Origin of the sequence: Parasphingomonas frigoris, assembly GCF_036663815.1 — a bacterium.
In the GTDB taxonomy this organism is placed as follows: Bacteria; Pseudomonadota; Alphaproteobacteria; order Sphingomonadales; family Sphingomonadaceae; genus Sphingomonas.
Map to the genome: position 1 here is coordinate 1045605 of NZ_JAXOJQ010000001.1, position 25988 is coordinate 1071592.

General features: G+C 66.9%; 20 protein-coding genes and 1 pseudogene. 6 read left to right on the forward strand and 15 right to left on the reverse strand.

Going from position 1 to position 25988, the window contains the following annotated elements; genetic code table 11:
* The first annotated feature begins 39 nt into the window (after positions 1–39).
* Complete coding sequence (locus U1872_RS04790; RefSeq protein WP_332791709.1) at positions 40–810, forward strand: FadR/GntR family transcriptional regulator; 771 nt, start codon at positions 40–42, stop codon at positions 808–810.
* Positions 811–872: 62 nt separating this feature from the next.
* Here U1872_RS04790 and U1872_RS04795 read toward each other — a convergent pair whose 3' ends face one another.
* The 10 genes and pseudogenes from U1872_RS04795 to U1872_RS04840 all read right to left on the reverse strand — a co-directional run bounded on the left by U1872_RS04795 (position 873) and on the right by U1872_RS04840 (position 14009).
* Complete coding sequence (locus U1872_RS04795; RefSeq protein ID WP_332791710.1) at positions 873–1907, reverse strand: glycoside hydrolase family protein; 1035 nt, start codon at positions 1905–1907, stop codon at positions 873–875.
* Positions 1908–1909: 2 nt separating this feature from the next.
* A complete protein-coding gene (locus U1872_RS04800; protein WP_332791711.1) occupies positions 1910–3073 on the reverse strand; it encodes a glycoside hydrolase 5 family protein in 1164 nt (387 codons plus the stop codon).
* Between the two features lie 22 nt (positions 3074–3095).
* Positions 3096–4241, reverse strand: a complete 1146-nt coding sequence (locus tag U1872_RS04805; RefSeq protein ID WP_332791712.1) for an aldose epimerase family protein — start codon at positions 4239–4241, stop codon at positions 3096–3098.
* 37 nt (positions 4242–4278) lie between these two features.
* Complete coding sequence (locus U1872_RS04810) at positions 4279–5223, reverse strand: family 43 glycosylhydrolase (protein ID WP_332791713.1); 945 nt, start codon at positions 5221–5223, stop codon at positions 4279–4281.
* On the reverse strand, positions 5220–5786 hold the full coding sequence (locus tag U1872_RS04815) for a hypothetical protein (RefSeq protein ID WP_332791714.1): 567 nt from the start codon (positions 5784–5786) through the stop codon (positions 5220–5222). Before U1872_RS04815 ends, U1872_RS04810 begins: the two co-directional genes overlap by 4 nt.
* A gap of 14 nt (positions 5787–5800) precedes the next feature.
* Positions 5801–8611, reverse strand: a complete 2811-nt coding sequence (locus tag U1872_RS04820; protein WP_332791715.1) for a TonB-dependent receptor — start codon at positions 8609–8611, stop codon at positions 5801–5803.
* 289 nt (positions 8612–8900) lie between these two features.
* Positions 8901–9929, reverse strand: a pseudogene (locus U1872_RS04825) (glycoside hydrolase family 43 protein); the annotation flags it as partial.
* Positions 9926–10906 carry an arabinan endo-1,5-alpha-L-arabinosidase gene (locus U1872_RS04830; RefSeq protein ID WP_332791833.1) on the reverse strand — a complete coding sequence of 327 codons (981 nt, stop codon included), beginning with the start codon at positions 10904–10906 and terminating at the stop codon, positions 9926–9928. The gene U1872_RS04830 and the pseudogene U1872_RS04825, both read right to left, overlap by 4 nt.
* A 70-nt stretch (positions 10907–10976) precedes the next feature.
* A complete protein-coding gene (locus U1872_RS04835; protein WP_332791716.1) occupies positions 10977–12548 on the reverse strand; it encodes an alpha-N-arabinofuranosidase in 1572 nt (523 codons plus the stop codon).
* A 159-nt stretch (positions 12549–12707) separates the two neighbouring features.
* Entirely contained in the window at positions 12708–14009 is a 1302-nt protein-coding gene (locus U1872_RS04840) for a sugar MFS transporter (RefSeq protein ID WP_332791717.1), read from the reverse strand.
* Positions 14010–14369: 360 nt separating this feature from the next.
* On the opposite strand from U1872_RS04840, the gene U1872_RS04845 reads away from it, so the two are divergent.
* Both U1872_RS04845 and U1872_RS04850 read left to right on the forward strand, forming a co-directional pair.
* On the forward strand, positions 14370–15506 hold the full coding sequence (locus U1872_RS04845; RefSeq protein WP_332791718.1) for a thiolase family protein: 1137 nt from the start codon (positions 14370–14372) through the stop codon (positions 15504–15506).
* On the forward strand, positions 15506–17836 hold the full coding sequence (locus U1872_RS04850; RefSeq protein WP_332791834.1) for a 3-hydroxyacyl-CoA dehydrogenase/enoyl-CoA hydratase family protein: 2331 nt from the start codon (positions 15506–15508) through the stop codon (positions 17834–17836). The genes U1872_RS04845 and U1872_RS04850 overlap by 1 nt, the downstream gene beginning before the upstream one ends.
* A 51-nt stretch (positions 17837–17887) precedes the next feature.
* On the opposite strand, the gene lysA is transcribed toward U1872_RS04850, so the two are convergent.
* Both lysA and U1872_RS04860 read right to left on the reverse strand, forming a co-directional pair.
* Positions 17888–19204: a diaminopimelate decarboxylase gene (lysA, locus tag U1872_RS04855; RefSeq protein ID WP_332791719.1), complete on the reverse strand. Its 1317-nt coding sequence runs from the start codon at positions 19202–19204 to the stop codon at positions 17888–17890.
* Positions 19201–19479, reverse strand: coding sequence for a hypothetical protein (locus U1872_RS04860; protein WP_332791720.1), 279 nt, complete (start codon positions 19477–19479; stop codon positions 19201–19203). The genes lysA and U1872_RS04860 overlap by 4 nt, the downstream gene beginning before the upstream one ends.
* A gap of 230 nt (positions 19480–19709) precedes the next feature.
* Between U1872_RS04860 and U1872_RS04865 the strand changes: the two genes are divergently transcribed.
* Entirely contained in the window at positions 19710–21386 is a 1677-nt protein-coding gene (locus tag U1872_RS04865) for a GGDEF and EAL domain-containing protein (protein ID WP_332791721.1), read from the forward strand.
* A gap of 12 nt (positions 21387–21398) precedes the next feature.
* Here U1872_RS04865 and U1872_RS04870 read toward each other — a convergent pair whose 3' ends face one another.
* Positions 21399–22436, reverse strand: coding sequence for a lactonase family protein (locus U1872_RS04870; RefSeq protein WP_332791722.1), 1038 nt, complete (start codon positions 22434–22436; stop codon positions 21399–21401).
* 142 nt (positions 22437–22578) lie between these two features.
* Between U1872_RS04870 and U1872_RS04875 the strand changes: the two genes are divergently transcribed.
* Complete coding sequence (locus U1872_RS04875; protein WP_332791723.1) at positions 22579–24648, forward strand: M13 family metallopeptidase; 2070 nt, start codon at positions 22579–22581, stop codon at positions 24646–24648.
* Between the two features lie 137 nt (positions 24649–24785).
* Positions 24786–25085, forward strand: coding sequence for a putative quinol monooxygenase (locus U1872_RS04880; protein ID WP_332791724.1), 300 nt, complete (start codon positions 24786–24788; stop codon positions 25083–25085).
* Positions 25086–25094: 9 nt separating this feature from the next.
* On the opposite strand, the gene U1872_RS04885 is transcribed toward U1872_RS04880, so the two are convergent.
* A complete protein-coding gene (locus U1872_RS04885; protein WP_332791725.1) occupies positions 25095–25355 on the reverse strand; it encodes a hypothetical protein in 261 nt (86 codons plus the stop codon).
* On the reverse strand, positions 25352–25984 hold the full coding sequence (locus U1872_RS04890; RefSeq protein ID WP_332791726.1) for an arylesterase: 633 nt from the start codon (positions 25982–25984) through the stop codon (positions 25352–25354). Before U1872_RS04890 ends, U1872_RS04885 begins: the two co-directional genes overlap by 4 nt.
* Between the last annotated feature and the right edge of the window lie 4 nt (positions 25985–25988).

Consider the following 25988-nt stretch of genomic DNA (forward strand, 5'->3'; position numbering starts at 1 on the left):
GCGAGTGCCATGATAGCGCGATAAGCGGAGAGTTGACTGATGGGCGAAGACGGGTTGGTCGAAGGCGGGACGCGTGACGATGCTGTGGCGCCGGTGCGCGAGCAGCGCGGCACCGGGCGCAGGCTGAAGGGCGCGGTCGCGCACAAGCTCGGGCTGGCGATCCTGTCGGGCGAATATGCGCCGGGCGACACGCTGTCGGGCGAGGTCGCCTTTGCCGAGGAACTCAAGGTGTCGCGCAGTGCCTATCGCGAGGCGGTGCAAGTGCTGATGGCCAAGGGCCTGGTCGAGAGCCGCCCCAAGACCGGCACGCGCGTGCTGCCGCGCAGCCGCTGGAACCTGCTCGACCCCGAAGTGCTCGCCTGGGCGTTTGCCGGCGAACCCGATATCGAATTCGTCCGCAACCTGTTCGAGCTGCGCGCGATCGTCGAGCCGGCAGCGGCACGGCTGGCGGCGGAGCGGCGCGACAAGGCCGATCTCAAGACGATGAAGGACGCGCTCGCGGTGATGCGGCGCCACACCGTCGCAACCGAAATCGGCCGCGCCGCCGATCGCGATTTCCACACCGCGATCCTGCAGGCGACGCGCAACGATGCGCTGCTGACGCTGAGCGCGAGCATCGGCGCGGCGGTCGCCTGGACGACGCAGTTCAAGCAGCGCAGCCGAACGCTGCCGCGCAACCCGATGCCCGATCATCTGCGCGTCTATGAGGCGATCCTGGCGGGAGACGTCGCCGCCGCGGGCGACAGCATGCGCGTGCTGGTCGATCTCGCGCTGCAGGATACGCGCGACGCGATGCAGCGCGCGGAGTGAGGCGCTAGGCGGGGGGCGAGGTGTCGTGGGGCCACCCTCCCGTAGATTTTGGCCGAAGCACGCTACTCGTTGGGAAACGCCGCCACGATCCGATCATAGTCGCGCCGGGTGATCCCGATCATGGACCCATGCCGCGTTCCCGCCGGCATCTCATAGCGGTTCCACTCGGGCACGCCGGTGTTGCCCGACACCTGATACCACGGCCCACCCAGCCGCGGCGCCATCGACAGGCCGTAGCCCATGCCCGCATATTGCTCATAGTAAAGCAGCCAGTCCGCGCCGTTCGGCGCGCGGACCAGCGTCGGCGCCTCGCGAAAATTCGGGCTGAGCGGTGGCCCCGGCAGCGGGTATGGGCCGAGCAGCGCCTTGGCGCAGCTGATCCGGACCGTCTTGCCGGTCGGCCACGCATAAGACGGATAGCGCTCGTCCTTGATCACCGCGCAATAGCCGCCGCTGTCGTTCGGCGTGATGACCGTGTCGATCGTCGCCATGTCCCACGCGAACAGCCGTCGGGGCGGGGCGGCGAAGGTCTTGAGATCGGGCGAGCGCACGTAGAGCGTACGCTGGCTGCCCCAATAGCGCTCTGGATCCTGCGCAGAGCCGTCGAGATTGGGCGTGTGCCACGTCAGCAGGAACTGCCGCGAGGGCGCATCGTACATCAGCTTGGGCGCGCCGATCCGCGGCAACGGATGCGGATGCCCGGGCACCGCGGCGAGGTCGGGGCGATAGGTGCCATACGGCGTCCAGCGCACCAGATCGTCCGACACCCAGAAGCGGATCAGCGGATCGTCGTCGCCCCTATTGCCGACCAGATAGTAGCGCCCGTCCCCACCGCGCGCGATCGACGCGTGGCCATGATAGTCGGCCGAAACGGGCTTGCCGCGATTGACGCGTGTCCAGTGCAGCCCGTCGAGGCTGACCGAATAAAAGAGCACGCCATACTGCTCCTTGGTCATGTGCGCGAACAGATAGGCTTTGGCCGGATCGACATAGGGCGTGACCGGCCCGCCCGGCGCCTGCGCCACGCCCGCCCCACTGCCGCCGGCGAGCGCCCCCAGCAGCAGCAGCCCCGCCACGGCGCGGGCGATCCGGCGCATCCTCAGCCCCGCTTGCGCGGTGCGACGGCGGCCGGTTCGCTTGGCGGCACGACACCCTTCGGCGCCATCGCCAGGCGGCGGATCAGGTCGGTCTCGGCAGCGCGATACGGCGTGCCGTCGGCGCGGAACACCTCGTGGAACCAGATCGTCGGCTCGGCGGTGACGTACGGCTTCTGCCAGCTGTCCCACGGCAGCCGCGTCTGCGTGCGACCGTCGACGAAGCCCCAGTTCATCGCCGCGACATTATAGCGCTTGGCGACCGGCAGCGATCCGTCGAAGGTCGAACCGTTGCCGCGCGCCATATATTCGGTGCACAGGATCGGCCGGTGATACGGCAGCAACTGCTTGATCCGGCCCTCGAACGTCTCGGGCCAGTTATAGTCGTGGAAGCTCACCACGTCCGACTGGGCGAGCTGCAACTTCTCCATCGCCGAGGCCTTGCCGCCCGGCGCCCAGTCATTGCCGAGCCACACGCCCGAGGTCAGCGGCTGGCTCGGCTCGGCCTCGCGCGCCCAGCCGAACACCTGCGCAAGCAGGGCGCGCACCAGCGGCTCCTTGCCCTCCTGCCCCTTATACTGGTCGGCGCCATTGTCGGGCTCGTTCCACACGTCCCAGCCGAGGATCCGGTCATCCTTGGCGAACGCGCCGATCACGCCCTGGACATAGGCCTTGTACGCCGGATAGCGGCTGCGATCGCGCAGGCCCGGCATCCCCGGCCCCTGCACCCACCCCGAATTATGGACGCCCGGGATCGGCGGATGCTGCGGACCGAGCTTGGGATCGGGATCCCAGCAGCTGTCGAACAGAACGAACAGCGGCTTGATGCCGTGCGCCTTGGCGATCGTCAGGAATTCGCCGATGCGCTGCTTGAAGCCCTCGGGGTCCTGCTGCCAGAGCTGGTCGTGGAGGAACACGCGCATCGTGTTCATGCCGATGCCCTGCGCCAGACCAAGCTCGTAATCGATCCGCTTGGGATCCCACGTCGCCGCCTGCCACATTTCGAGCTGGTTGATCGCGGTCGCCGGCGTGTAGTTCGCGCCGACCAGCCACGGCTGCTTGGCGTACCAGCCATTTGCCTGCGCCTCGCTCCAGCGCTCGCGCGCCTCGGCGGGGTTCGCCGCAACCACGGCGGCGGTGGCGAGCAACGCTGTCAGGAACAGTTTCATTCTCTCTCTCCCGGAGATGCGATCAGCGTTGCACGGTCAGCTTGTAGACGATCACATTCTTGTAGGTCTGGCCGGGATCGAGCCGGACCGAGGGGAAGTTCGGCTGGTTCGGCGCGTCGGGGAACAGCTGCGGCTCCATCACGATCGCGTCGCCCATGCGATAGATCTGGCCCTTCTTGCCGGTGATCGTGCCGTTGAAGAAATTGCCCGAATAGAATTGCAGGCCGGGCTGGTTCGACCACAATTCGTAGCCGCGCCCGGAGACCGGCTCGACCACGCGCGCCATCAGATGCGTCGTCGGCGTCACCGCCTTGCCGATGACCCAATTGTGATCGTAGCCGCGGCCATAAGCGATCTGCGGGTCACGCGCGTCGCGCACCCGGTCGCCGATCGCGCGCGGCGTGCGGAAGTCGAACACGGTGTTGGCGACGGGCACGTTGCGCCCGGTCGGGATCGCGGTTGCATCGGTCGGGGTGTAGAGCTCGGCCGGGATCGTCACGACATGCCCCATCGCGCCGCGCGGGCTCCCGACGCCGGCGAGGTTCCAGTAAGCGTGGTTCGAGATGTTGACGACGGTCGGCTTGTCGGTGGTCGCGCGATATTCAATCGTGAGTTCGTTCTGCTCGTCGAGCGAATAGGTCGCATAAGTGGTGACGGTGCCGGGATAGCCCATGTCGCCATCGGGGCTGACATAGCGCAGCGTGACCGACGCCGCCGGTCCGCTCTTCACCGCGGTCACTTCCCACAGCACCTTGTCGAAGCCCTTGGTGCCCCCATGGAGCGAATTGGGGCCGTCGTTGGTCGGGGTCGAATAGCTCTTGCCGTCGAGCGTGAAGCGGCCCTTGGCGATGCGGTTGGCAACGCGGCCGACCGTCGCGCCGAAGAATTCGGGCTTGGCGAGATAGCCCTCGAGCGTGTCGTAGCCGATCTGCACGTCCTCGATCTTGCCGGCCTTGTCGGGCATCAGCAGCGCCTGGAGCGAGGCACCGAGCGCAATCACCGTGGCGGAAACGCCGTGCCCGTTGGTCAGCGTGACCGCGGGAACGTCGCGCCCGTCGGGCATCCTGCCGAAGCTCGATTTCTTGGCCTCGCTCGCGCTGGCGGGAGCGGCGGCAAGGGTAACGGCGATCGTGCCGAGCGCGGCGGCGGCTAACAACGTGCGATTCATGATGCGATCTCTTTCGTAAGGCTTGGCGGCGCGAAATTTAGTCGGTCATTCGAACCGGGAGGATCCTGCCATCGGGGGCATAGCGCAAGCGCTCGATCGCGACCTGGCGCTCGCCCTTGTAGGGCATCTCGCCCTTCGGATTTTCCCAGCGATGATAGACGATCAGCCACGCGCCGGTCCGCGGATCGCGCGTGAAGCTGTGATGCCCCGGCCCCTTGTGCCGGGCGTCGCTCGTCAGGATCGGCCCGCGATACACCCACGGGCCGGTCGGTGACGCCGCGGTGGCATAGTGCACCGAATAATCGGGGCCGTTCCAATGACCGTGGCTGTACGACAGGTAATAGATGCCGTCGCGCTCATGCATGAACGCGCCCTCGGTGAATTCGGGCGGCTGCTCGATCGCGACCTCATGGTCGATCGACACCATGTCGCGCGTCAGCTCGAACACCCGCAGCTTGGCGCCCGCGCTGCCGCCGGCATAGAGATAGGCCTTGCCCGACTTGGGATCGACGAAGGTCATCGGGTCGATCGCCTCGAAGCCGTTGCCGCCGGTCAGCAGCGGTTTGCCGCTGTCGACATAGGGCCCTTGCGGCTTTGACGCGACTGCCACGCCGATCCGGCTCGGCGTCGGGTTTTGCGGACCGACCGAATAATAGAGATACCATTTGCCGTCGCGCGTCGCGACGCCGGGCGCCCACAGGAAATGCTGCTTCGCGCCGTCGTCGCCGATCCACTTTATCTGGTCGCGCCGGATCAGCTCGCCGCGCGGCTTCCAATGCTTGCGGTCGGTCGACGAAAAGGCGCCGAAGCGGTCGGCCTCCCAGCTCCCGCCGGGGCCGCCGGTCGGGAACACCCACAATTCGTCGCCGATGAACATCGCGTGCGGATCGGCGCCCTGGAACTGCGGGTTCTTGGCGAGCCCCGCACTCGGCGCGAGCGCGGCGGCAGCGATCGCCAGGCCGGCGCGGAAGAGATGCTTCATTGGCCGTAATCCAGGATGAAGACCGGGCCCAGATCGATCGTCTGCTTGGCGCAGGCGAGATGGACCGCGGCATTGAGCCCGCCCGCGGGATAGGCGCGGTCGGCGGTGCCGCTCAGCTTGAACATCTGCCATTCGGGGGTGACGTCGAAGCTCTGCTCGAAGATCGTCCGCACCACCGGCGTCGCCTCGAGCTGGACGCGGCAGAGCGCGCCCGGCACGCCCGCCTCAGTCCGCTGCGCGCGGGCCCACAAGGCGACGACGATGCGATCGCCCTGCTTGACCGGCTTGAGCGTCGGCGTGATCGCGCCGACCAGTCCGAACTCCTTGAGCACGCTGCTGATCGGCACGCGCAGCGCCTTGCCGAACTGCACGCCCTTGTCGGCGCGCGTTTCGGGCGGGATGCGCTGGCCGTAGGGCTGCAGCGCATCCGCCCGCGGATCGTTGATCAGCCGATCGGCGACCGTGCCTCCCGGCGCGGGCGCGGGTTGCGGCGCGGATTGCGCGGCTGCGGCGACCAGCGGTGCGGCGACCAGCGCCGCACCGAGAAGACCAAAGAGCTTCATCGCCTGTCCCCCGATCAGAAGCGGAACCGCACGCCGAGCGAGTAAGCCCGCTCGATATAGAACACCTGCCGCCGGTAGACGTCGCCGGTATCGTAGGCGCGATCGCGCTGGATCGGATTGCCGAGCAGGTTGATGATATCGAACGCCAGCGTGATGTTCGGCACCGGCGTGACCGTCATCGACGCGTCGACCTGGCCGCGGCCCTTTTCAATCGTCGGATGCGCGATCGGATCGAAGGTTTCGTAGGTGTAGTAGGATACGAAATCTGACCGGTAGTTGTAGGCGACGCGCGCCGAGAATTGCGGCTTTTCGTAGAGCGCGACGAGGTTGTAGGACCATTTCGACACGCCCGGGAAGGCTTGCTGCTGGTTGTTGTAGGACGTCGCGAAATTCTGCTGGAGATCGCCCTTGGCATCGATGAAGGTGCCGTTGGCCTGGATGCCGAAGCCCTTCGCCCAATTCGGCAGCCCGTCGATGTCGAGGAAGGTGGTGAACTGGACTTCCGCGCCCTGCAAGCGCGTGTTGCCGAGATTCACCGGCTGATCGACCGAGACCAGGCCGTAGGTCGGGTCGCGATAGACGGTGTTTGTCGTCGACAGGAAGCCCGTCACGTCGTGGCGGAAAATCGCCGCGGTGAACGATCCGGTCCGCGAGAAATAATATTCGAGACTGGCATCGTAGTTGTTGGACGTCAGCGGTTTTAAGTTCGGATTTCCGGTCGAGCCACCCCGCGCGCAGGAGCGGCTGTTATAGGTCGCGCTCGTCGGGTCGAGGCAAGGGCTGTCGGCCGGGAAGGTCAGCGGCGTTCCAAGCGTCAGGTTCGGTCGCAAATCGATGAAGTTCGGCCGGGTGCGGGTCTTGGTATAGGCAAGCCGGAGCTGCAGCTTGTCGTTGAACGCGATCCGCGCGCTGCCGTTCGGCAGATAGTCGTCATACTGGCTATCCGCGGTGGTCGGCGCCACGACACCGGCGATATTCGAGAAGGCCTGGATATGCGTCTTGGTCCGGACCGCGCGCAGGCCGACCAGGCCGTCGACCGTGATGGAGCCCAGATCGAAACCGTATTTCAGCTGCCCATAAGCGGCATACGACTTCTCGTTGGCGCGGAAGTTCTGGGTCGGATCGAACGCCACCGTGCCGGCGGGCTCGTTGAAGAAGGCGCGCAACGCCGGCAGGTTATTGCGGATGCTGTCGCGAGTGAGCGCGGCATAGGCGGTGTTGGGCTGCGCATTGTTGTAGGTGAAGCCCGGCAGGCTGGTCGTGACCACCGCGCCCGGCAGCGACGTCAGCGGGATGCCGAGCCCTTCGTTGTTATTGTAGATGCTGCCGAAATCGCGTGCGGCGTCGCGATTGTCGTAGCGCACGCCGAACTGCAGCTTCTTGAGGAAGCCTGCATCGAGATTGTAGGCCAGGTCCGTCCGCGCCTGCCAGTCCTTGCCGCTGACCACCGTCAGTTCCTGGTACAGGCCGCGGCTGATGAAATTCGCCGGATTGGTGATGTTGAAATTGTTGAAGACCTGCGACGGCCCGCCATCCTGCGCGACGTTGAAGTAGGATGTGTGGGTCGGCACGCCGACGGTCGCGTAGTCGACGTTGACGAGATCCGCGGTGTAGGTGCTGTCGGTATACGCAACGTCCGCCGACATCTGCAGCCGGTCCCGCGTCCAGTTGACCCCGGCGCCGCCCTGATAGGTGTCGGTCTTGCCGTTGAACGAACCGGTATAGCCATCGGGACGCACCGCGCCGGTCACCGTCGCGCTGTTGATCTGGTTGGTGCCCGGGATCGTCGTGACGTTCGACAGCGTGATGTTGCCGAAGTTCGGGATGAACATCCAGCGGTTGTAATCCTTCGACCGGAACCCCTGGTACAGGCCGTCGGCGTAGATTTCGAGCTCGGGCGTCGGCTTCCACTGGAAGGCTGCATTGGCCGACGGGCGATAGCGCGCGCCGTAGCCGAGGAAATTGCCCTGTGCGTCGGGGAAGCGCAGGCCCCCCGGCTGACCGGGAGCAGCGTTGGAGACCGCTCCGGTCGCGGGGTCGACCTGGTTGGTGCGGGCGATCACCACCGACTGCTCGCGCGAGGAGTCGAGGAAGTTGATCCCGACATAGGAGGCGTTGACCAGCAACCCCATCTCACCGATGCCGGTGTTCCAGCGATCGCTGATCAGCAAATTGCCGTTGGGCACGATCTTCTCGGATTGCTGCGACAGCACGCCGTTGAGCGAGCCCGACAGTTCGAAGCCCTTGAAATCGAACGGCTTGCGTCCGCGCACATTGATCGTGCCGGCGATGCCGCCCTCGATCATGTTGGCGACGCCCGATTTGTAGACTTCGAGCGCGGCGACCGTGCCGGCGGGGAAATCCTGGATCTGGACGAAGCGCCCTTCGGCGGTGAAGATCTGGCGGCCGTTGTAGGTGGTGGTCAGATCGGGCAATCCGCGCACCGTGACGCCCGCCGCCTCGCCGCCGCCGCGCGTCACCGTGACGCCCGCGACGCGCTGCAGCGCCGACGAGGCGAAGGTGTCGGGGAGCTTGCCGATATCCTCGGAGACGATCGCGTCGACGATGCCGTCGGACTTGCGCTTGATCTGCTGCGCCGATTCGAGGCTGCGGCGCAGACCGGTGACGACGATGTCCTTGTCTACGACCGGGGTTTGCTGGATCGCATCCTCCGGCGCCGACGGATTGGCCGACTGGTCGGACGCGGTGATCGGCTTTGGCGAATCCTGCGCACCGCCGACGGGCGCGGTCTGCGCTGCCACTGGTGCCAGACCGACCAGCGCAAACGCGGCCACCGAACCACACAAGATTGCTTTCGCCTTCATACTCGCTCCCCTACTGAACCGCCGGTTTTAGGACCGGCTTTTATCGCCTGTTACAGCCGGACCGGGCGGATAAGCAATATGCATTTGTCGGAGAAATAAACGAGTGTGACATTCTGGAAACAATCGAGATCACTCTAGGAGGTGCAACGAACCTAAGTTTTGCATGCATGACGCAGCGGCCGGGGCTTCACGGCGCTTGAAAGTATCGGCGAGATGCTAGTCGGTTGTCGGACTATTGTCGCGCTGCGACATCCCGACTCGTTCGGCAAGCTCGCCGCGCAGGCCTTCACAAGCGGCCATTGGCCCGCGGCTCGCCGAAATCCGGGCTGCCATCGGGATGATAGCCGAAAGGCTGGACACGCGTGTGACGGTTGGGATCGAACAGCGGGTCCCCCTTGATCGTCTCGTAATCGCGCCCGTGATAGACCAGCATGTCGCGCCCACCGCTGTCGACGGTGAAGCTGTTATGCCCCGGCCCCCACACCTTGTGCTTCGGCGAGGAGGCGAACACCGGGCGCGGCGACTTGCTCCACGCCGCCGGGTCCATCAGATCGGCATCGTCCTTTGCGCGCAGCATCCCCAGGCAATAGCGCGCATCGGTCGCGCTCGCCGAATAGGTGAGGAAAATCTGCCCGTTGCGAACCAGCACCGCAGGCGCTTCGGCGACCTTGAACCCGCGTACTTCCCAGTCGAGGGTCGGCACGGTCAGCCGCGTCGCCTTCGCCGCAAGCGTCAGCGGGGTGGCGAGCGGGGCGAGATAGAGGTTCGAATTGGTGTCGATGCCATCCTCGCGCTGCGCCCAGGCGAGATAGCGCGTGCCGCGGTGGACAAAGCTCGTCATGTCGAGCGTGAAGCTGTCCCACCCGGTCTGCAGCTGGCCGAGCACCGACCAGCTGCCGGTCATCGGATCGGGCCCGTCACACACCACCGCATAGCCACGGATGCGGAACACGTCCTGCCCGCCCCCGCTCGGGCCGGCCGCGAAATAGACGATCCACTTGCCGTCGATCAGATGCAGTTCGGGCGCCCACAGGAACCCCGACATCGGCCCGCTCGCCTGGTGCCGCCACAACACCCGCTCGGGCGCACTCGACAGCTCGCCGATCGTCCGCGCGCGGCGCAGCACGAGCCGGTCATATTCGGGCACCGACCCCGTCATGTAATACCAGCCGTCGGTGTGGCGAAACACCTGCGCGTCGGCGCGCTGGCGCACCAGCGGGTTGACGATCGCATCGCGCGGCGGGCTCCGCGCGATGGCCGGCATAGCGGCGAGCGCGGCGGCGCTCCCGACGAAGCCGCGTCTGGTCACTGCCGTCATGATCCATTCTCCGCTACGGGCCAGCCATCCGGTCCCCATGTCACCTGTGCGATCCGCAGCGTCGGCGCGCCTTTGTTCTCGCGATCATAAGCGTGGTACGCGACATAATCGGCCCCGTCCTTGTCGTGCAGGAAGCCGACATGCCCCGGCCCGCGGAAGCGCTGCTTCTCGGGCAGGTCGGCGCGCAGGAAGATCGTCCCGCCGCCCTCGAGCAAGCTGCTGCCATCCTTGCCGAGATAGGGCCCGGTGATCTGCTTGGCGCGACCGACGACGGTGTAATAGGTGCTGGCGGCGCCCTTGCAGCAATAGTCGTACGAGGCGAACAGCCAGTAAGAGCCGCCATGGTCGACGATGAACGGCGCCTCGACCGGTGCGGGCGCGCCGCGCGGGACCGGGCGACGTGCGATCGCATAGGGTTTGGCGGTCGGATCGGCCAGCTTGCCCGTCTTCGCATCCAGCCGGAACAGCTTGAGCCCACTCCAGAAACTGCCGAGCGAGAGCCACGCCTGCCCCTGCCGGTCGACGATATAATTGGGGTCGATCGCGTTGTAATCGTCCTGCGCGGTCGACATCAGCACCATCCCCTCGTCGCGCCAGCCATAGCCGGGCGCCGCGGGGTCGAGCGTCGGGCTCGTCGCCAGCCCGATCGCCGAGCGGTTCGAACCGAAGGTCGAGACGGCGTAATAGAGCTGCCACCGGCCGTTGGCGTAGGAGATATCGGGGGCCCACATCCCCTCGGCGCCGGGCACCGCCTCGGTCGCCCAGGCCGGCAGCCGATTGTCGAGCAATGGCTTGCCCTGCGTCCAGTGGACGAGATCCTTCGACGTGCGCGACGACAGGCCAGTGCCGAACACATAATAGGTGTCGCCCTCGCGCGCGATCACCGGGTCGTGCGTCGGCGTCAGATCGCCGCTGAGGCGGCTGTTGAGCGGCGCGGTCGATTGCGCGCTGGCGCCGCCGGCAGCCGCGACCAGCATCGCCAGCACCAATCGATATGCGGTTAAACGCTTCACACCAAACTCCCGCCTTGCCCGAGGTTTACACTGATCATTTCAATTCGAGCATCACCACCGATTTCGGCGGCAGCGTCACCGTCAGCGCTCCGCCCGCAAGCTGTGCCCCGTCGAACGCGAGCGGAACCACCACATTGGGTGCGTCGAAGCTGTTGTGTGCGGTCATCAGCGGCGCCGTCAGGATCTGGCCGGAGACGCGTTGCGCCGCCACGCCCGCAAGCGTCGCGGACACGGCATGCGCGCGGTTCGGATCGAGATTGGCCAGCGCGACGCGCACCACGCCGTCTTTGCCGCGGACTGCCGAGGCGCTCACCGCTGGCATCGTCCACTTGTCCTTGCCGTACTGCGGCGAGCTGATCTCGAGCGGCAGCACCGTGCCGTCCATATAGCCCTTGTACAGCGCAAAGACGTGATAGGTCGGCGTCAGCACCATCTTGCTGCCGTCGGTCAGGATCATCGCCTGGAGCACGTTCACCATCTGCGCGATCGCGGTCATCTTCACGCGGTCGGCATGCTTGGCGAAGATGTTGAGGTTGACCGCGGCGACAAGCGCGTCGCGCATCGTGTTCTGCTGGCGCAGGAACCCCGGATTGGTGCCGGGATCGCCGGCATACCAGGTGCCCCATTCGTCGACCGCCAGCCAGATCTTCTTCTGCGGATCGGCCTTGTCCATGATCGCGCTGTGCTTGGTGATCAGCTCGTCCATCCGCTGCGTTTCGGACAGCGTCTCCGCCCAGCCGGCTTCGTCGAACACGGTGGCCGAGGCGCGCGGCGGCCAGCTGCCGGGAACGGTGTAATAATGCAGCGACAGCGCGTCGACCTGGCCGGTGACCTCGCGCATCATCGTCTCGGTCCAGCGATAATCGTCGACATTGGCGCCGCTGGCGACCTTGAGGATACGCATGCCCTTGGGCGGCTTGATGAAGGTGGCATAGCGCCGCGTCAAATCGGCGGCATATTCGGGCCGCATATTGCCGCCGCAGCCCCACAATTCGTTGCCGACGCCGAAATAGGGCACCGCCCACGGCGCCTTGTGACCATTCCTGGCGCGCTCGTCGGCGAGCGTCCCGGCGGGCGCGGTCATATATTCGACCCACTCGGCCATTTCCTGCGGCGTGCCGTTGCCGACATTGCCCGCAATATAGGGCTCGGCACCGAGCTGCTCGACCAGATCCATGAATTCGTGCGTGCCGACCGCGTTGGGCTCGGTCACGCCGCCCCAATGCGTGTTGATCTTGACCGGGCGCTTCGTGCCGATGCCTTCGCGCCAATGATATTCGTCGGCAAAGCAGCCGCCCGGCCAGCGCACCACCGGCACCGCGATGCGCTTGAGTGCCGCGACGACATCGTTGCGGAAGCCGCGCGTGTTGGGAATCTTCGAGCCGCGCCCGACCCACAGGCCGCCATAGATGCCGGTGCCGAGATGCTCGGCAAATTGGGTGAAGATCCGCTTGTCGTAGACCGGGCCGGGCGTGTCGCCATGCACGGTGACGATCGCGGGGACGTCGCGCGGGTCGGCGGCGGGGGTCGGCTGGGTCTGCGCATTCGCGATCGCGCTGGTCGATAGCAGCAAGGCAGCGGCAAGGCCGCGCAACAGGCGGGACATAGGCTTTCCTCTCAAATGCGTCGCACGATCATGCGACCGCCACGGGCGACCGCAGCCCTCAGGACGTCACTGCACTCCCAGACCGCACGGGCATGCTGGGCACCCTAACAAATAGTCAGACAAGTTTGTCCGGACGCGGCGCGCGGCGCCGCGCCGGTGTCACCCGATCTGCTGGTCCGGCAGCACCTCGGTCGGGCGCGAGCCCCACAGCGCGTAGAACAGGACATAAAGCTCGCACGCCGCGGTCAGCAGGAACGAGGCCTGCAGGCCGTACGAATCGGCGAGCCAGCCCTGCACGATCACCAGCGCGCCACCGGCGATCGCCATGATCAGCAGCCCCGATCCTTCCTCGGTCAGCGGCCCAAGGCCGCGGATGCCGAGCGTGAAGATCGTCGGAAACATGATCGAGTGGAACAGCCCGACCGAGATCAACGCCCACATCGCGACGTGACCGGTGGTGAAGCTCGCGATCAGCATGACGATCGTCGCGCCGACGCTGGCGAAGGCGAGCGCGTGGCCGGCATCGACCTTCTGCATCACGAACGCGCCGATCAGGCGGCCGACCATCATCCCGCCCCACAGCAGGAACAGATAATGCGAGGCCTGCTCGTGCGTCAGATTGCCGATCTCGGGCTGCGACACGAAGTTAATGAAGAGATTGCCGACGCCGATCTCGGCGATCAGGTAGATGAAGATCGCCGGGATGCCGAGCACCAGGTTGCGATGCTTCCACAGCGAATGGCTCTTGCGGTCGGCCTTGGCGGCGCGTTGCGTCGCAGCGCCCATCGCGGGGAGCGGGAAGCGGGCGATGACGACGGCGAGCACCGCGAGCACGCCGGCGACGATCAGATAGGGCAACACCACCGATTGCGCATCGGCAAGCCGCTCGGCCGGGGTCAGCGCGGCAGCACCGGCAGCGGCGGTGCCCGACGTCGTGCGCCCGAGGATCAGATAGCCGCCGAACAGCGGCGCGAGCGTCGCACCGGCCGAGTTGAACGCCTGCACGAGGTTGAGCCGCGACGAGGCGGTCTCGGGCTTGCCGACGACCGCGACATAGGGGTTGGCCGCGACCTGCAGCAGCGTGATGCCGCTGGCGATGACGAACAAGGCAAACAGCGTCACTTCATAGGACGGGATGCGCGCAGCGGGCACCATGATCAGTGCGCCGCCAGCCATCATCGCGAGGCCGATCACCATCGACTTCTGGTAGCCGACCCGCTCGATCAGTTTGGCCGACGGGATCGATGCGAAGAAATAGGCGATGAACCAGACGCTTTCGATCAGCGTCGTCTGGGTATAGCTGAGATCGAACACGCTGCGCAGATGCGGCAGCAGCGTTCCGTTGATGACGGTGATGAAGCCCCACATGAAGAACAGGGTGGCGAGCAGGCTGAGCGCGGGGGCATAATTGAACCCCGTCTGCCCCGTGGCCGCACCCCGATGTTCCGTCGTCGACGGCATAATTGCCATGTCCATCCCTCTCCGTTGTCGCTACATGTCTGCTGTGCCGTTCACACGGCTTTCACGCACGTTATTTGTCGGACTATATCTGTAGCGCGACAGCGTCAATGCCATCCGTCGCATGCGGCGATTGGCCGGACTTCACAACACCCTATCGCGACAGCATGCCGGGCCAACGGAAGGCTGCACCTCCGCAAAAGCCGCTGCCGGTGCGTCACGCCGCCGCACCAAAGCGATGGATCGCAGCAGTGCCATCTTGCCGACAGCTTATCGTTGACGTAAACGTGAAGTAGCGGACCCATAGGGTCGCCTACTAGATCGCGCCCGACCCCTGCCGGGCGACCTGATGGAGACATTTGCGTGACCAACGTCGTTATCGCCGGCTATGCCCGGTCGCCGTTCCACCTCGCCGGCAAGGGCGACCTCGCCCGCGTCCGCCCCGACGATCTCGCCGCGCAGACGATCCGCGGCCTGCTCGAGAAGACCGGCGTCGATGCGGCCGAAATCGAGGACATCATCCTCGGCTGCGCCTTCCCCGAGGGCGAGCAGGGCCTCAACGTCGCGCGGATGATCGGCCTGCTGGCCGACCTGCCGCTGTCGGTCGGCGGGATGACGGTCAACCGCTTCTGCGGCTCGTCGATGAGCGCGATCCACATCGCGGTCGGCCAGATTAACATCGGCGCGGGCGACGCCTTCATCTGCGCCGGGCTCGAATCGATGAGCCGCGTGCCGATGGGCGGCTACAACCCCCTGCCCAACCCGCAGCTCGCGAAGAAGAATGCCGGCGCTTACATGGGCATGGGCGAGACCGCCGAGAATGTCGCGCGCAACTACCAGATCACCCGCGGCGAGCAGGATGCGTTCGCCGTGAAGAGCCAGGACAAGGCCGCCGCGGCGCGCGCCGATGGCCGGCTGTCCGACGAGATCGTCACGATCCAGACCAAGGCCGGCCCGGTCAGCCAGGACGGCACGATCCGCGCGGGCACGACGACCGAGGCGCTCGCCGGGCTCAAGCCCGCGTTCAGCAGCGACGGCACGGTGACGGCGGGCACTTCGTCGCCGCTCACCGACGGCGCCTCGGCGGTGCTCGTCACTTCCGAGGAATTCGCGACCAAGCACGGCCTGACGATCCTCGCGCGGATCAAGTCGGTCGCGGTGTCGGGCAACGATCCCGAGACGATGGGCCTCGGGCCGATCTACGCGTCGAAGAAGGCGCTCGAGCGCGCCGGCATCACCGTCGCCGACCTCGACGTGGTCGAGATCAACGAAGCCTTCGCCAGCCAGGCGATCGCCTGCATCCGCGACCTCGGCCTGAAGGACGAGACGATCAACCTCGACGGCGGCGCGATCGCGATCGGCCATCCGCTCGGCGCGACCGGCGCGCGGATCGTCGGCAAGGCGGCGGCGTTGCTGGCGCGCGAGGGCGGCCGCTATGCGCTCGCCACGCAGTGCATCGGCGGCGGCCAGGGCATCGCCACGGTGCTGGAGCGGGCATGATGGTCGTCACGGCTGTGAAGAAGGTCTGCGTCATCGGCGCGGGCGTGATGGGCGCTGGCATCGCGGCGCACATCGCCAATGCCGGCATCCCGGTGCTGCTGCTCGACATCGTCCCGCGCGACCTGCCCGAGGGCGGTGACCGCGACGCGGTCGCCAAGGGTGCGGTCGCCAAGATGCTCAAGACCGATCCCGCGCCCTTCATGTCGAAGGGCGCGGCCAAGCTGGTCGAGACCGGCAATATCGACGACCATCTCGCGCGCGTCAGCGAATGCGACTGGATCGTCGAGGCGATCGTCGAGCGGCTCGACATCAAGCAGGCGCTCTATGCCAAGCTCGAAGCGCTCAAGCGCCCCGGCACCGCGGTCTCGTCGAACACCTCGACGATCCCGCTCGGCCATCTGGTCGAGGGGCGCAGCGATCAGTTCAAGGCCGACTTCCTGATCACCCACTTCTTCAACCCGCCGCGTTACATGCGGCTGGTCGAGATCGTGCGCGGCGACCACACCGATGCCGCCGTCGCGGGCAAGGTCGAGGATTTCGTCGATCGCTTCATGGGCAAGCGGATCGTGCGGGCGAAGGACACCCCGGGCTTCATCGCCAACCGCATCGGCACCTACTGGCTGGCGGTCGCGATCAACGCGGCGATGGACCAGGGAATCACGATCGAGCAGGCCGACCAGATCGGCGGCCGTCCGATGGGCGTTCCCAAGACCGGGATCTTCGGGCTGGTCGATCTCGTTGGTGTCGATCTGATGCCGCTGCTGTCGAAGAGCCTGTCGTCGACGCTGCCCGCGGGCGATCCCTATTTCGATACGCTCCGGCCGATGCCGCTCGTCGACAAGATGATCGCGGAAGGGTTTACTGGCCGCAAGGGCAAGGGCGGCTTCTACCGCTTCGACAAGGCGACGCGGATGAAGCTGTCGCTTGACCTGGCGACCGGCGAGTATCGCCCCGAGCAGAAGCCCGCCGACCTGCCCGCGAAGGCCGACAAGGATCTCGCCACGCTGATCGACGCGCCCGGCGCGGTCGGCAGCTATGCGTGGACGATCCTCGGTAGCGTGCTGTCCTACGCCGCGATGCTGGTCGGGGAAGCCGCCGACGACATCGTTGCGATCGATGATGCGATGAAGCTCGGCTACAATTGGAAATATGGCCCGTTCGAGCTGATCGACCGGATGGGTCCGGGCAAACTCGCCGCGCGGCTCGTCGCCGAGGGGCGCAGCGTACCGGCGATCCTGACCACCGCGAGCGATCGTCCCTTCTACCGGATCGAAGGCGGCCAGCGGCAGTATCTCACCGTCGCAGGCGACTATGTCGACGTGCCGCGCGCGCCGGGCGTCGTCCTGCTCGAGGACATCAAGCTGCGCGCGCAGCCGCTGCTGACCAACAGCTCGGCGTCGCTGTGGGATGTCGGCGACGGTGTCGCCGCGCTCGAGTTCCACACCAAGATGAACGCGCTCGACGATCAGGTCATCGCGCTGATCGAGGAAGCGATCCCGCTCGTCGAGGCGCGCTTCAAGGCGCTGGTCGTCTACAACGAGGCGAGCAATTTCTCGGCGGGCGCCAATCTCGGTGCGGCGATGTTCGCCGTCAGCGCCAAGCTGTGGGACATGATCGGGGCGACCGTGTCGCGCGGGCAGGCGGCGTACAAGGCGCTCAAATACGCGTCCTTCCCCGTCGTCAGCGCACCGGCCGGGCTCGCGCTCGGTGGCGGGTGCGAGATCCTGCTCCATTCGGACGCGATCCAGGCACATGCCGAGACCTATACCGGGCTGGTCGAATGCGGCGTCGGCCTGATCCCGGGCTGGGGCGGCAATGGCGAGATGCTCGATCGCTGGACCAAGTCGGGGATGATGCCCAAGGGCCCGATGCCGGTGCTGTCGAAGGTGTTCCAGATGATCTCGACCGCGCAGGTCGCCAAGTCGGCGGCCGAAGCGCGCGAGATGATGATCCTGCGCGCCAAGGACGGCATCACGATGAACCGCGACCGCCTGCTCGCCGACGCCAAGGAAAAGGCGCTGGCGCTGGTCGAGGGTTATGTCGCGCCCGAGCCGCCGACCTACCGGCTCGCCGGCGAGAGCGGCCTCACCGGGCTCGACATGGCGGTCGCCGATTTCCACAAGAAGGGCATGGCGACCGACTATGACCGCGTCGTCGCGCACCGGCTGGCCGAAGTGCTGACCGGCGGCGAGGCCGATCTGGTCGACACCGTGACCGAGCAGCAGATGCTAGAGCTCGAGCGCACGGCGTTCGTCGAGAGCATCAAGGACGAGCGCACGCAGGCGCGGATCGTCGCGATGCTGACGACGGGCAAGCCGCTGCGCAACTGACCGGTCGGGGTGTCCGCTTCTCGGCGGACACCCCGTGCCCCCGGCCGTGCGTCACGCCGCCTGCTTGGCGTCGGACTGGCCCATCCAGGGTGGCAGATGCTGCGTCGCAAGCCGCGCCTCGGGCGGAATGCGATCGGCGACGATTGCAAAGCGGTCGCCATCGACCAGCACCTCGGGCACCAAGGCGCGACAATTGTAGGTCGACGCCATCGTCGCGCCATACGCGCCAGCGGTGCGGAACAGCGCGAGATCGCCCGCGACGACCCGGTCGATGTCGCGCCCGATCGCGAAGGTGTCGCTGCTCTCGCACACTGGACCGGCAAGGTTGGCGGTCATCCGCGCACCGCTCGGTACCACCGCCTCGAACGCATGATAGGCATCGTAGAGTGCCGGCCGCGCGAGATCGTTCATCGCGGCGTCGACAATCACATAGGGTGCGATCGCGCCGGGCTTTACCCACAGCACTTCGGTCAGCAGCACGCCGGCCTCGCCCGCGAGGTAGCGGCCAGGCTCGAACAGCAGCGTCACGTCCCAGTCGCGCGTCACGCGCGCCACCATCGCGCCATAGGCCGCCGGGGTCGGCACGACATCGCCGGGGCGATACGCCAGGCCGAGGCCGCCCCCGAGATCGACATGCGTGATCGCGTGGCCGGCGGCACGCAGATCGGCGACGAGCGCCCCGACACGGCGATAGGCCGCCTCGAGCGGCGCCAGATCGGACAGCTGGCTACCGATATGAATCGCGATGCCGCGCAGATCTAGGCCGTCGCAGCGCGCCAGACGTGCGTAGATGTCAGCCGCATCGGCGATGGCCACGCCAAACTTGTTCTGGCGCTGGCCGGTCGAGATCTTCGCGTGCGTTCCGGCGGCTACATCGGGATTGACCCGCAGCACCGCCGGGGCCCGCAGGCCGCGCGCTGCGGCCATTGCCGCCAGCACATGCCCTTCCTCCTCGAGTTCGAGATTGAACTGCCCGATCCCGGCGTCGAGCGCGGCAGCAAGCTCGCGGCGCGCCTTGCCGACACCGGAGAAGATGACGTCACGCGCCGGCATGCCCGCCGCCAGAGCCTGCGCCAACTCGCCGCCCGAGACGATGTCGGCGCCATAGCCCTCGCCGGCCAGCAGGGTAAGCACGGCGAGATTCGGGTTCGCCTTGACCGCGAACGCCAGGCGCTTGCGCCCGACCGGCGCCAGCCCGTCGCGGAAGGCGCGCGCCGCGCGCCGCAGCGCGGCGGCCGAATAGACATAGGCCGGTGTGCCGACCGCCGCTGCGATCGCCGGCAGCGGAACAGACTCGGCGTGGACGACACCGTCGTGCAGCGCGAAGGCGGTGGTTGGACACGGGTCGACCGCCTGCACCGCGGTCATGCCGCTTTCCGGACATGCTGCGCTGTTTCCCACGGTTCGACCGGGGTGAACGCCACGATCGGGACCAGCGGGGTGGTGGCAATTTCGATGATCGCACCCGGCAGCGAATGGCGCTCGCTGCGCGCGAACCCCAACGCCGCCGTCTTCGAGACGAAGCGCCCTTCGAGCCGCCCGCCGCTCTCCTGCACCAGCCAGTGGCCGGCGCAATCCTGGCCTACCTTCAGGACGGGCGCCTGCGGGTCCGGTTCCAATTCCGGTTCGGGTGACATCGCCATGCGATCGATCCTCGTGAAAAAGCATCCAGCGGCGTTTGGCGCAAGCCGAGCCTTTGCAGCGGTTTGCGGCGTCGTCCGCAAAACCGCGATAGGCGCGCGCGCCGTTACGGCGCGATGGCGATTGATCGGCACGCGCGTATAGCCTGCGTAAAGCGGCTCCCCGCGACATTTTACGGCGCAAGACGGCCCGCGCGAACGGTCGCTTAACTAACATCAATCTATGGGAAGCCATGACCGACGCTTTTGCCGCCACCCCCAGCCCGTCGTTCGCCGCCCGGATCGACGGATTGCCGACCGCGACACAAATGCTCGACCTGCTGCCGGGGCTCGTTGCCTATTTCGATCGCGATCTGCGCTATCGCTACGCCAACGCAACCTATGCCGCATGGCGTGGCCTCGATCCGGCGCAGATCGTCGGGCGGGAATGTCGCGAGATCGTCGGCGCGCGCAACTATCCCACCGTGCTGGCGCGGCTCCGAGAGGCGCTGCAAGGGCAGCGCGTCACCTACGAATATACGCTGTTCGAGGACGAGCAAGAACGGCGGGTGCAGGGCAGCTACGTGCCCGACAGCGACGAAACGGGGAATGTCCGCGGCGTCATCGTCCTGGTGACCGACATCAGCGTGCGCCAGGATCTCGCGGCGCGGCTCGCCGAGACCGAGCTGATGTTCAACGATGCCTTTCACAATGCCCCGATCGGGATGGCGGTCACCGCGCTCGACGGGCGGATGGAACGCGTCAACCAGGCGTTCGCGAAGATGCTCGGCATGACGACCGAGCAACTTGCCGGCACGATGTTTCATGCGATCACGCATCCCGACGACATCGCCGCCGACGACCGGCAGTTTCGCCAACTCGCTGCGGGGCGGCGCAAGGGCTACCGGATGGACAAGCGTTTCGTGCGATCGGACGGCGCGGCGGTGGAGACCACGCTGGCGGTGTCGGCCGTCCACGGCAGCGATGGCGAGCCGGTTCGCGCGGTCGCGCAGATCGAGGACATCACGGAACGGCGCCGCGCCGAGCGCGAGCAGCAGGAGATCAACGCCCGGCTGACGCTGGCGATGGAGGCGGTGCGCGGCGGCTTCTGGCACATCGACGTCGCGACCCGGCAATTCGAGATGTCGCCGTCCTTCCTGCGCTTCGTCGTCGGCAGTGCGGCCGGGGGCACGCTCGATCTGGAGGATTACGCCGCACGCATTTTGCCGGCGACACAGGACGCGGCCTCGGTCCAGGCCCTGCTCGACGGCGAGGTCGACATGACCTCGGTCGAATATGAGCTGCAGACGACGGATGGTCCGCGGTGGATGCGCTGCGACCGCCGCCTGCTGCGCGCCGAAGACGGGACCCCGCGGCGGATCGTCGGTGTGTCGCTCGACATTTCCGAGGATCATGAGCGCCATCTCGCCGCCGAGGCGGCGGCGGGGACCGATCCGCTGACCGGGCTGCTCAATCGCCGCGGCCTCGATCACCGCCTGGCGCAGATCGAGCCAGCCGTATCGATCGGCGTGCTGGCGATCGACCTCGACCGGTTCAAGACGATCAACGACAGCCTGGGGCATTCGGTTGGCGATGCGGTCCTCGTCGAAGTGGCGGAGCGGCTGCACGCCGCAGTGCGGCCGAGCGACCATGTCGCCCGGCTGGGTGGCGACGAATTCGCCGTGCTGCTGCCCGGATCGACCGCGGAGCGGGTGGCGCTGGTCAAGCAGCGGATCGAAACCGCGCTCAACCAGGCGATGAGCGTATCCGGCGCGATCGTGCCGATCAATGCGAGCGTCGGGACGGTGATGATGCAGCCGGCCGAGACACGCGATGCGGTTCCGGCGTTCAGCGACGCGTGGCGCAGCGCCGACGCCGCGCTGTACGCGGCGAAACGCGCGCGCCACCAGCGCTGGATGCGGCAGGGATGACGCCCGGATAGGCTACGGCGCGAGGAGATACCCCACGCCCGGCACCGCGCGCGATTCACCGGTCGGTGTCAGGCGCCCGTCTGCGGCGATCGCGAGCGCGGTGACGGTCTGCGCCTTTTCATGCGCGACGATCATCAGCGCGCAGTCCTCGAGCAGCAGGAAGAAGCGCGGTGAGGCACCGCCACTTGCCACGTGCTGCAGCAAGGTCGGGTAGCCCGTCGCGTCGAGCGCGAACACCGCAATGCTGTCATGCCCGCGGTTCGAGACGTAGAGCCGGTCCGTTGCGCGATTGATCGCGAGATGCGCGACGATCGTGTCTCCATGCCAGCCGGGCGGGAGCGTCGAAAGCGTCGTCTCGGCCTTGAACGTCCCCTGCCCGCCGTCGAGCACCGTGAGCGTGTTGGCCAATTCACTGGCAAGATAGGCCCGCGTCGGCACGTGCGGATGCAACAGCAGGTGGCGCGGGCCCGAGCCCGGCGGCGCGGCATAGGCGCGGTGCGGCGCTTGGAGGCCCCCTTGGTAGATCGGAAACGCGAGGATCTCGTCGGTGCCGAGATCGGTCTGATACAGCCATCGCCCGTCATCGTCGAAGCCGACCCAATGCGCGTGCGGCGCCTGCTGGCGCGCCGCATTCGGGCCCGATCCGCTGTTTGCCCAGAGCTGTGCCGGGCCGTCGGGCAGCCCGGTCTGCGGATCGAGCCGGAACAGCGCAATGCTGCCGCCCATATAATTGGCGACCGCAACCATCGTTTCGGCGCGATCGAGCGCGACGTGACAGGGCGCGCCGCCTTCGGTCGCGATCGTGGCGAGTCGCTCCCATCCGTCGGGGCCATGGCGGTGGACACCGAGGCGACCGTCATCGCGTTCGTCGACGATGTAGTGCAACCGGTGGCGTGCCGAATAAACGCTGAACGAGGCGTTGCGCGCGTCGGGATAGACCGCGCCGACGCTCCAGGCGCCGCTCCGCGTCCGGCTCAGCGAAGAGACGCCACGCCCGCCCCCGCCGTCATAGGTGCCGGCGGCCAGCGATAGCGGTTCGGAGTCGGGCATGACGGTTCCTCGGCGACGCGCACGCGCGGTTTCGATCCGCCCGCTAAGCGGCGCGTTGGCGTTTGACTAGGCGTATCGTTTGGATAGAACAGCGAAACACCCCGTCGTGTTTTTTCAAGACCCGTCTTTTTCGAGGATTGTCATGCGTAGATCGGTTATTGCCTCGTCGCTGTGTCTGTCGGTCGCCATGGCCGGAATGGCCGTTGCCCAGACCACACCCGCGGCAAAGAAAACCGCTCGCCCGGCCGCGACACCAAAGACCAGCGCCGAAAAGCCCAAGATCGGCACCTTCGGTTTTGATATCGCGGGAATGGATCGCAGCGTGAAACCGGGCGACGATTTCGCGGCCTTTGCCGGCGGCACGTGGGAAAAGACCACCGAGATCCCCGCCGACCGCGCGACCTGGGGCATGTTCAACGTGCTGCAGGACGTGTCGAACGAGCAGACCCGCGCGATCCTCGACGAGGCCGCCAAGACCCCGGGCAGCAAGATCGGCGACATGTATGCAAGCTTCATGGACGAGGCCGCCGCCGACGCGAAGGGCATCAAGCCGATCACGCCATGGCTCGCCGAAATCGCCGCTGTGCCCGACAAGACCGCGTTCGCGGTCGAGATGGCCAAGCTGACGCAATATGGCGTCGGCGGCATGTTCGGCATGGGCGTCGGCCAGGACAGCAAGGATCCGCAGACCTATGTCGTCAATCTCGGCCAGTCGGGGCTCGGGCTGCCCGACCGCGATTATTATCTGAAGGACGATCCCAAGCTCGCCGACACGCGCGAAAAGTATAAGGCCTATATCGCGACGATGCTGGGCTTCAGCGGGGCGTCGGACGCCGCCGCCCGCGCCGCCGCCATCTTCGATTTCGAGAAGAGCATCGCGCAGGTGCACTGGACGCGGATCCAGTCGCGCGACGCCGACAAGCGCTACAACAAGCTGACCTTCGCCGAGATCGAGACGACGGCACCGGGCTTCCCGTGGGCCGCCTATGTCCAGCAGAACGGCATGGCGGGGCGTGCGTATTATCTCGTCGGCCAGCCGAGCGCGATCGCCGGCGAGGCCAAGATCTTCGCCGACACGCCGCTGCCGGTGCTCAAGGATTATCTGACGCTGCGCGTGATCCGCGCCTACGCCAATTACCTGTCGAAGCCGATCGTCGACGCCAACTTCGCCTTCACCGGCACCGTGCTCAGCGGCACGCCGCAGCAGCAATTGCGCTGGAAGCGCGGTGTCGCCGCGACCAGTGGCGCGCTCGGCGAGGAGATCGGGAAGACCTATGTCGCGCGTTACTTCCCGCCCGAATCGAAGGCGGCGATCGACCAGTTGGTCAAGAACGTCATCGCGGCGATGAACGTGCGGCTCGACAAGCTCGAATGGATGGCGCCCGAGACCAAGCTCAAGGCGCACGAGAAGCTCGCCGCCTTCACCCCCAAGATCGGCTATCCCTCGGTCTGGCGCGATTATTCGACGCTGGCGATCAAGCGCGACGATCTGGTCGGCAACGTCGCGGCGGCCAACGCGTTCGAATATCGTCGCAACCTCGGCAAGCTCGACAAGCCGATCGACCGCACCGAATGGGGCATGACCCCGATGACGATCAACGCCTACGCCAACCCGGTGATGAACGAGATCGTCTTCCCGGCCGCGATCCTGCAGGCGCCGTTCTTCGACGCCAAGGCCGATCCGGCGATCAACTATGGCGGCATCGGCGTCGTCATCGGCCACGAACTGAGCCATCATTTCGACGATCAGGGCCGCAAATATGACAAGACCGGCAAGCTGACCGAATGGTGGACCAAGCAGGACGTCGCGCGCTTCACCGCGCTGACCGACAAATTGGTCAAGCAATATGACGCCTATGAGCCGATCCCCGGCCAGCATATCCAGGGCGGGCTGACGCTGGGCGAGAATATGGCCGATCTGGCGGGTCTCGCCGTCGCGTACGACGCCTATCACCGCTCGCTCGGCGGCAAGCCCGCGCCGGTGATCGACGGGATGACCGGCGACCAGCGCTTCTATCTCGGCTATGCGCAGGTCTGGCGCAGCAAGTTCCGCGAGCCCGCCTTGCGCTCGCAACTGCTCAGCGACCCGCACTCGCCGGGCCGCTATCGCACCGCCGAGGTGCGCAACGTCGATGCGTGGTATCAGGCGTTCGGCGCGCAGCCGGGCGACGCGCTGTATCTCGCGCCGGCCGACCGCGTCCGCGTCTGGTAACGGGGGCCGACCAGCGACCGGGCGCTGTTGAAGCGCCCGGGATTTTCCTCGCACGCCACGACGCGCCTGGCGCCGGCCCGCGCTTGCGTTGCAGCCGCGCAGCCGCCACCAATGCCGCCAGAACCCAGGAGTAAGCCATGACCGTCAAGATCGTCGCGTTCATCACCGTCAAGCCCGATGCGGACGAGGCGTTCATCGCCGCCGCGCGGATCTGCGTCGCCGCCTCGCGCGCCGAGCCGGGCGTGCTGCACTATGACCTGTGGCGCGAGACCGAGGGCGCGCAGCGCTTCGTCTTCAACGAACTCTATGTCGACGACGCCGCCGTCGGACAGCATATGGCGTCGGACCATTTCAAGGTGTTCGGCCTGGCCGCGCGCGATCTGGCGGCGGGACGGCCCGAGATCATCAAGACGCACGCGATCGACGTCGCCGACTGACGCGCGGCCTCAGTCGGGGTCGAGTTGCTCGGTCATTTCCATGAAGCGCCGCGCCGCCGCGCGGTCCGCTTCGTTCGTAAAGGCGATGTCGAGCGCGGGGGCGGCGCCGAGCATGTGGAGCAAAGTCCACAGCCCGAAGCGCCGCTCCCGATCGCGCTCGAGCCCGAAGGCGACGCGCAATTGCTCGATCCCGGCCGACAGCGCGGCGGGCGTCACTTCGGCGAGGTCGCTCGTGCCGAAGTAGCGCAGGAACTGGTCGTCGAGATTCATCGCCGCGCCCCCGCCGGCAGCGCCTGGCGCACGCTCGGCAACAGTCGCCCGACGATGATGTCGACCCCGCGCGCATTAGGGTGCAGCCCGTCGCCCTGGAGCAGCCGCGGATTGCCCGCGACGCCATCGAGGAAGAAGGGATAACGCGGCACGCGGTGCGCGGCGGCGAGCGCCGGGTAGAGCGCGTCGAACGCACGGACATAGTCGGGCCCGAGATTGGGCGCGGCGCGCATTCCGGCGAGCAGCACGGGAATGCGGCGCGCCTGCAATTCGGTCAGGATCGCATCGAGATTGGCCCTGGCCTGCGCGACGGGCAGCCCGCGCAGCATGTCGTTCGCGCCGAGCTCGACGATCACCAGATCGGGCGTCACGCCGAGCCCGCGCAACCCCCAGCGCAGCCGCGCACGCGCCTGTGCCGCGGTGTCGCCCGCAATCCCGCCATTGCGCACCGTCGCGGCGATCCCGGCCTTGCGCAGCGCCGCCTGGAGCTTGGCGGTGAACCCCAGTTCGGGCGCGAGGCCGTAGCCCGCGGTGAGGCTGTCGCCGAACGCCCAGATCAGCGGCGCGCGCGACGATGCGTCGGCGCCGAGCGGCAGTGCTGCAAAAACCAGCGCGGCGACAGCGACCATTTGC

Excerpts from the sequence above, each read along its gene's own strand:
- U1872_RS04860 (WP_332791720.1), bottom strand. The coding sequence starts at position 19,479 with ATGGCGATGTCACCCGAACCGGAATTGGAACCGGACCCGCAGGCGCCC.
- U1872_RS04795 (WP_332791710.1), bottom strand. The coding sequence starts at position 1,907 with ATGCGCCGGATCGCCCGCGCCGTGGCGGGGCTGCTGCTGCTGGGGGCG.
- U1872_RS04800 (WP_332791711.1), bottom strand. The coding sequence starts at position 3,073 with ATGAAACTGTTCCTGACAGCGTTGCTCGCCACCGCCGCCGTGGTTGCG.
- U1872_RS04850 (WP_332791834.1), top strand. The coding sequence starts at position 15,506 with ATGGTCGTCACGGCTGTGAAGAAGGTCTGCGTCATCGGCGCGGGCGTG.
- U1872_RS04875 (WP_332791723.1), top strand. The coding sequence starts at position 22,579 with ATGCGTAGATCGGTTATTGCCTCGTCGCTGTGTCTGTCGGTCGCCATG.
- U1872_RS04790 (WP_332791709.1), top strand. The coding sequence starts at position 40 with ATGGGCGAAGACGGGTTGGTCGAAGGCGGGACGCGTGACGATGCTGTG.
- lysA (WP_332791719.1), bottom strand. The coding sequence starts at position 19,204 with ATGACCGCGGTGCAGGCGGTCGACCCGTGTCCAACCACCGCCTTCGCG.
- U1872_RS04870 (WP_332791722.1), bottom strand. The coding sequence starts at position 22,436 with ATGCCCGACTCCGAACCGCTATCGCTGGCCGCCGGCACCTATGACGGC.
- U1872_RS04820 (WP_332791715.1), bottom strand. The coding sequence starts at position 8,611 with ATGAAGGCGAAAGCAATCTTGTGTGGTTCGGTGGCCGCGTTTGCGCTG.
- U1872_RS04890 (WP_332791726.1), bottom strand. The coding sequence starts at position 25,984 with ATGGTCGCTGTCGCCGCGCTGGTTTTTGCAGCACTGCCGCTCGGCGCC.
- U1872_RS04810 (WP_332791713.1), bottom strand. The coding sequence starts at position 5,223 with ATGAAGCATCTCTTCCGCGCCGGCCTGGCGATCGCTGCCGCCGCGCTC.
- U1872_RS04830 (WP_332791833.1), bottom strand. The coding sequence starts at position 10,906 with ATGCTGGTCGCGGCTGCCGGCGGCGCCAGCGCGCAATCGACCGCGCCG.
- U1872_RS04835 (WP_332791716.1), bottom strand. The coding sequence starts at position 12,548 with ATGTCCCGCCTGTTGCGCGGCCTTGCCGCTGCCTTGCTGCTATCGACC.
- U1872_RS04880 (WP_332791724.1), top strand. The coding sequence starts at position 24,786 with ATGACCGTCAAGATCGTCGCGTTCATCACCGTCAAGCCCGATGCGGAC.
- U1872_RS04805 (WP_332791712.1), bottom strand. The coding sequence starts at position 4,241 with ATGAATCGCACGTTGTTAGCCGCCGCCGCGCTCGGCACGATCGCCGTT.
- U1872_RS04885 (WP_332791725.1), bottom strand. The coding sequence starts at position 25,355 with ATGAATCTCGACGACCAGTTCCTGCGCTACTTCGGCACGAGCGACCTC.
- U1872_RS04865 (WP_332791721.1), top strand. The coding sequence starts at position 19,710 with ATGACCGACGCTTTTGCCGCCACCCCCAGCCCGTCGTTCGCCGCCCGG.
- U1872_RS04815 (WP_332791714.1), bottom strand. The coding sequence starts at position 5,786 with ATGAAGCTCTTTGGTCTTCTCGGTGCGGCGCTGGTCGCCGCACCGCTG.
- U1872_RS04840 (WP_332791717.1), bottom strand. The coding sequence starts at position 14,009 with ATGCCGTCGACGACGGAACATCGGGGTGCGGCCACGGGGCAGACGGGG.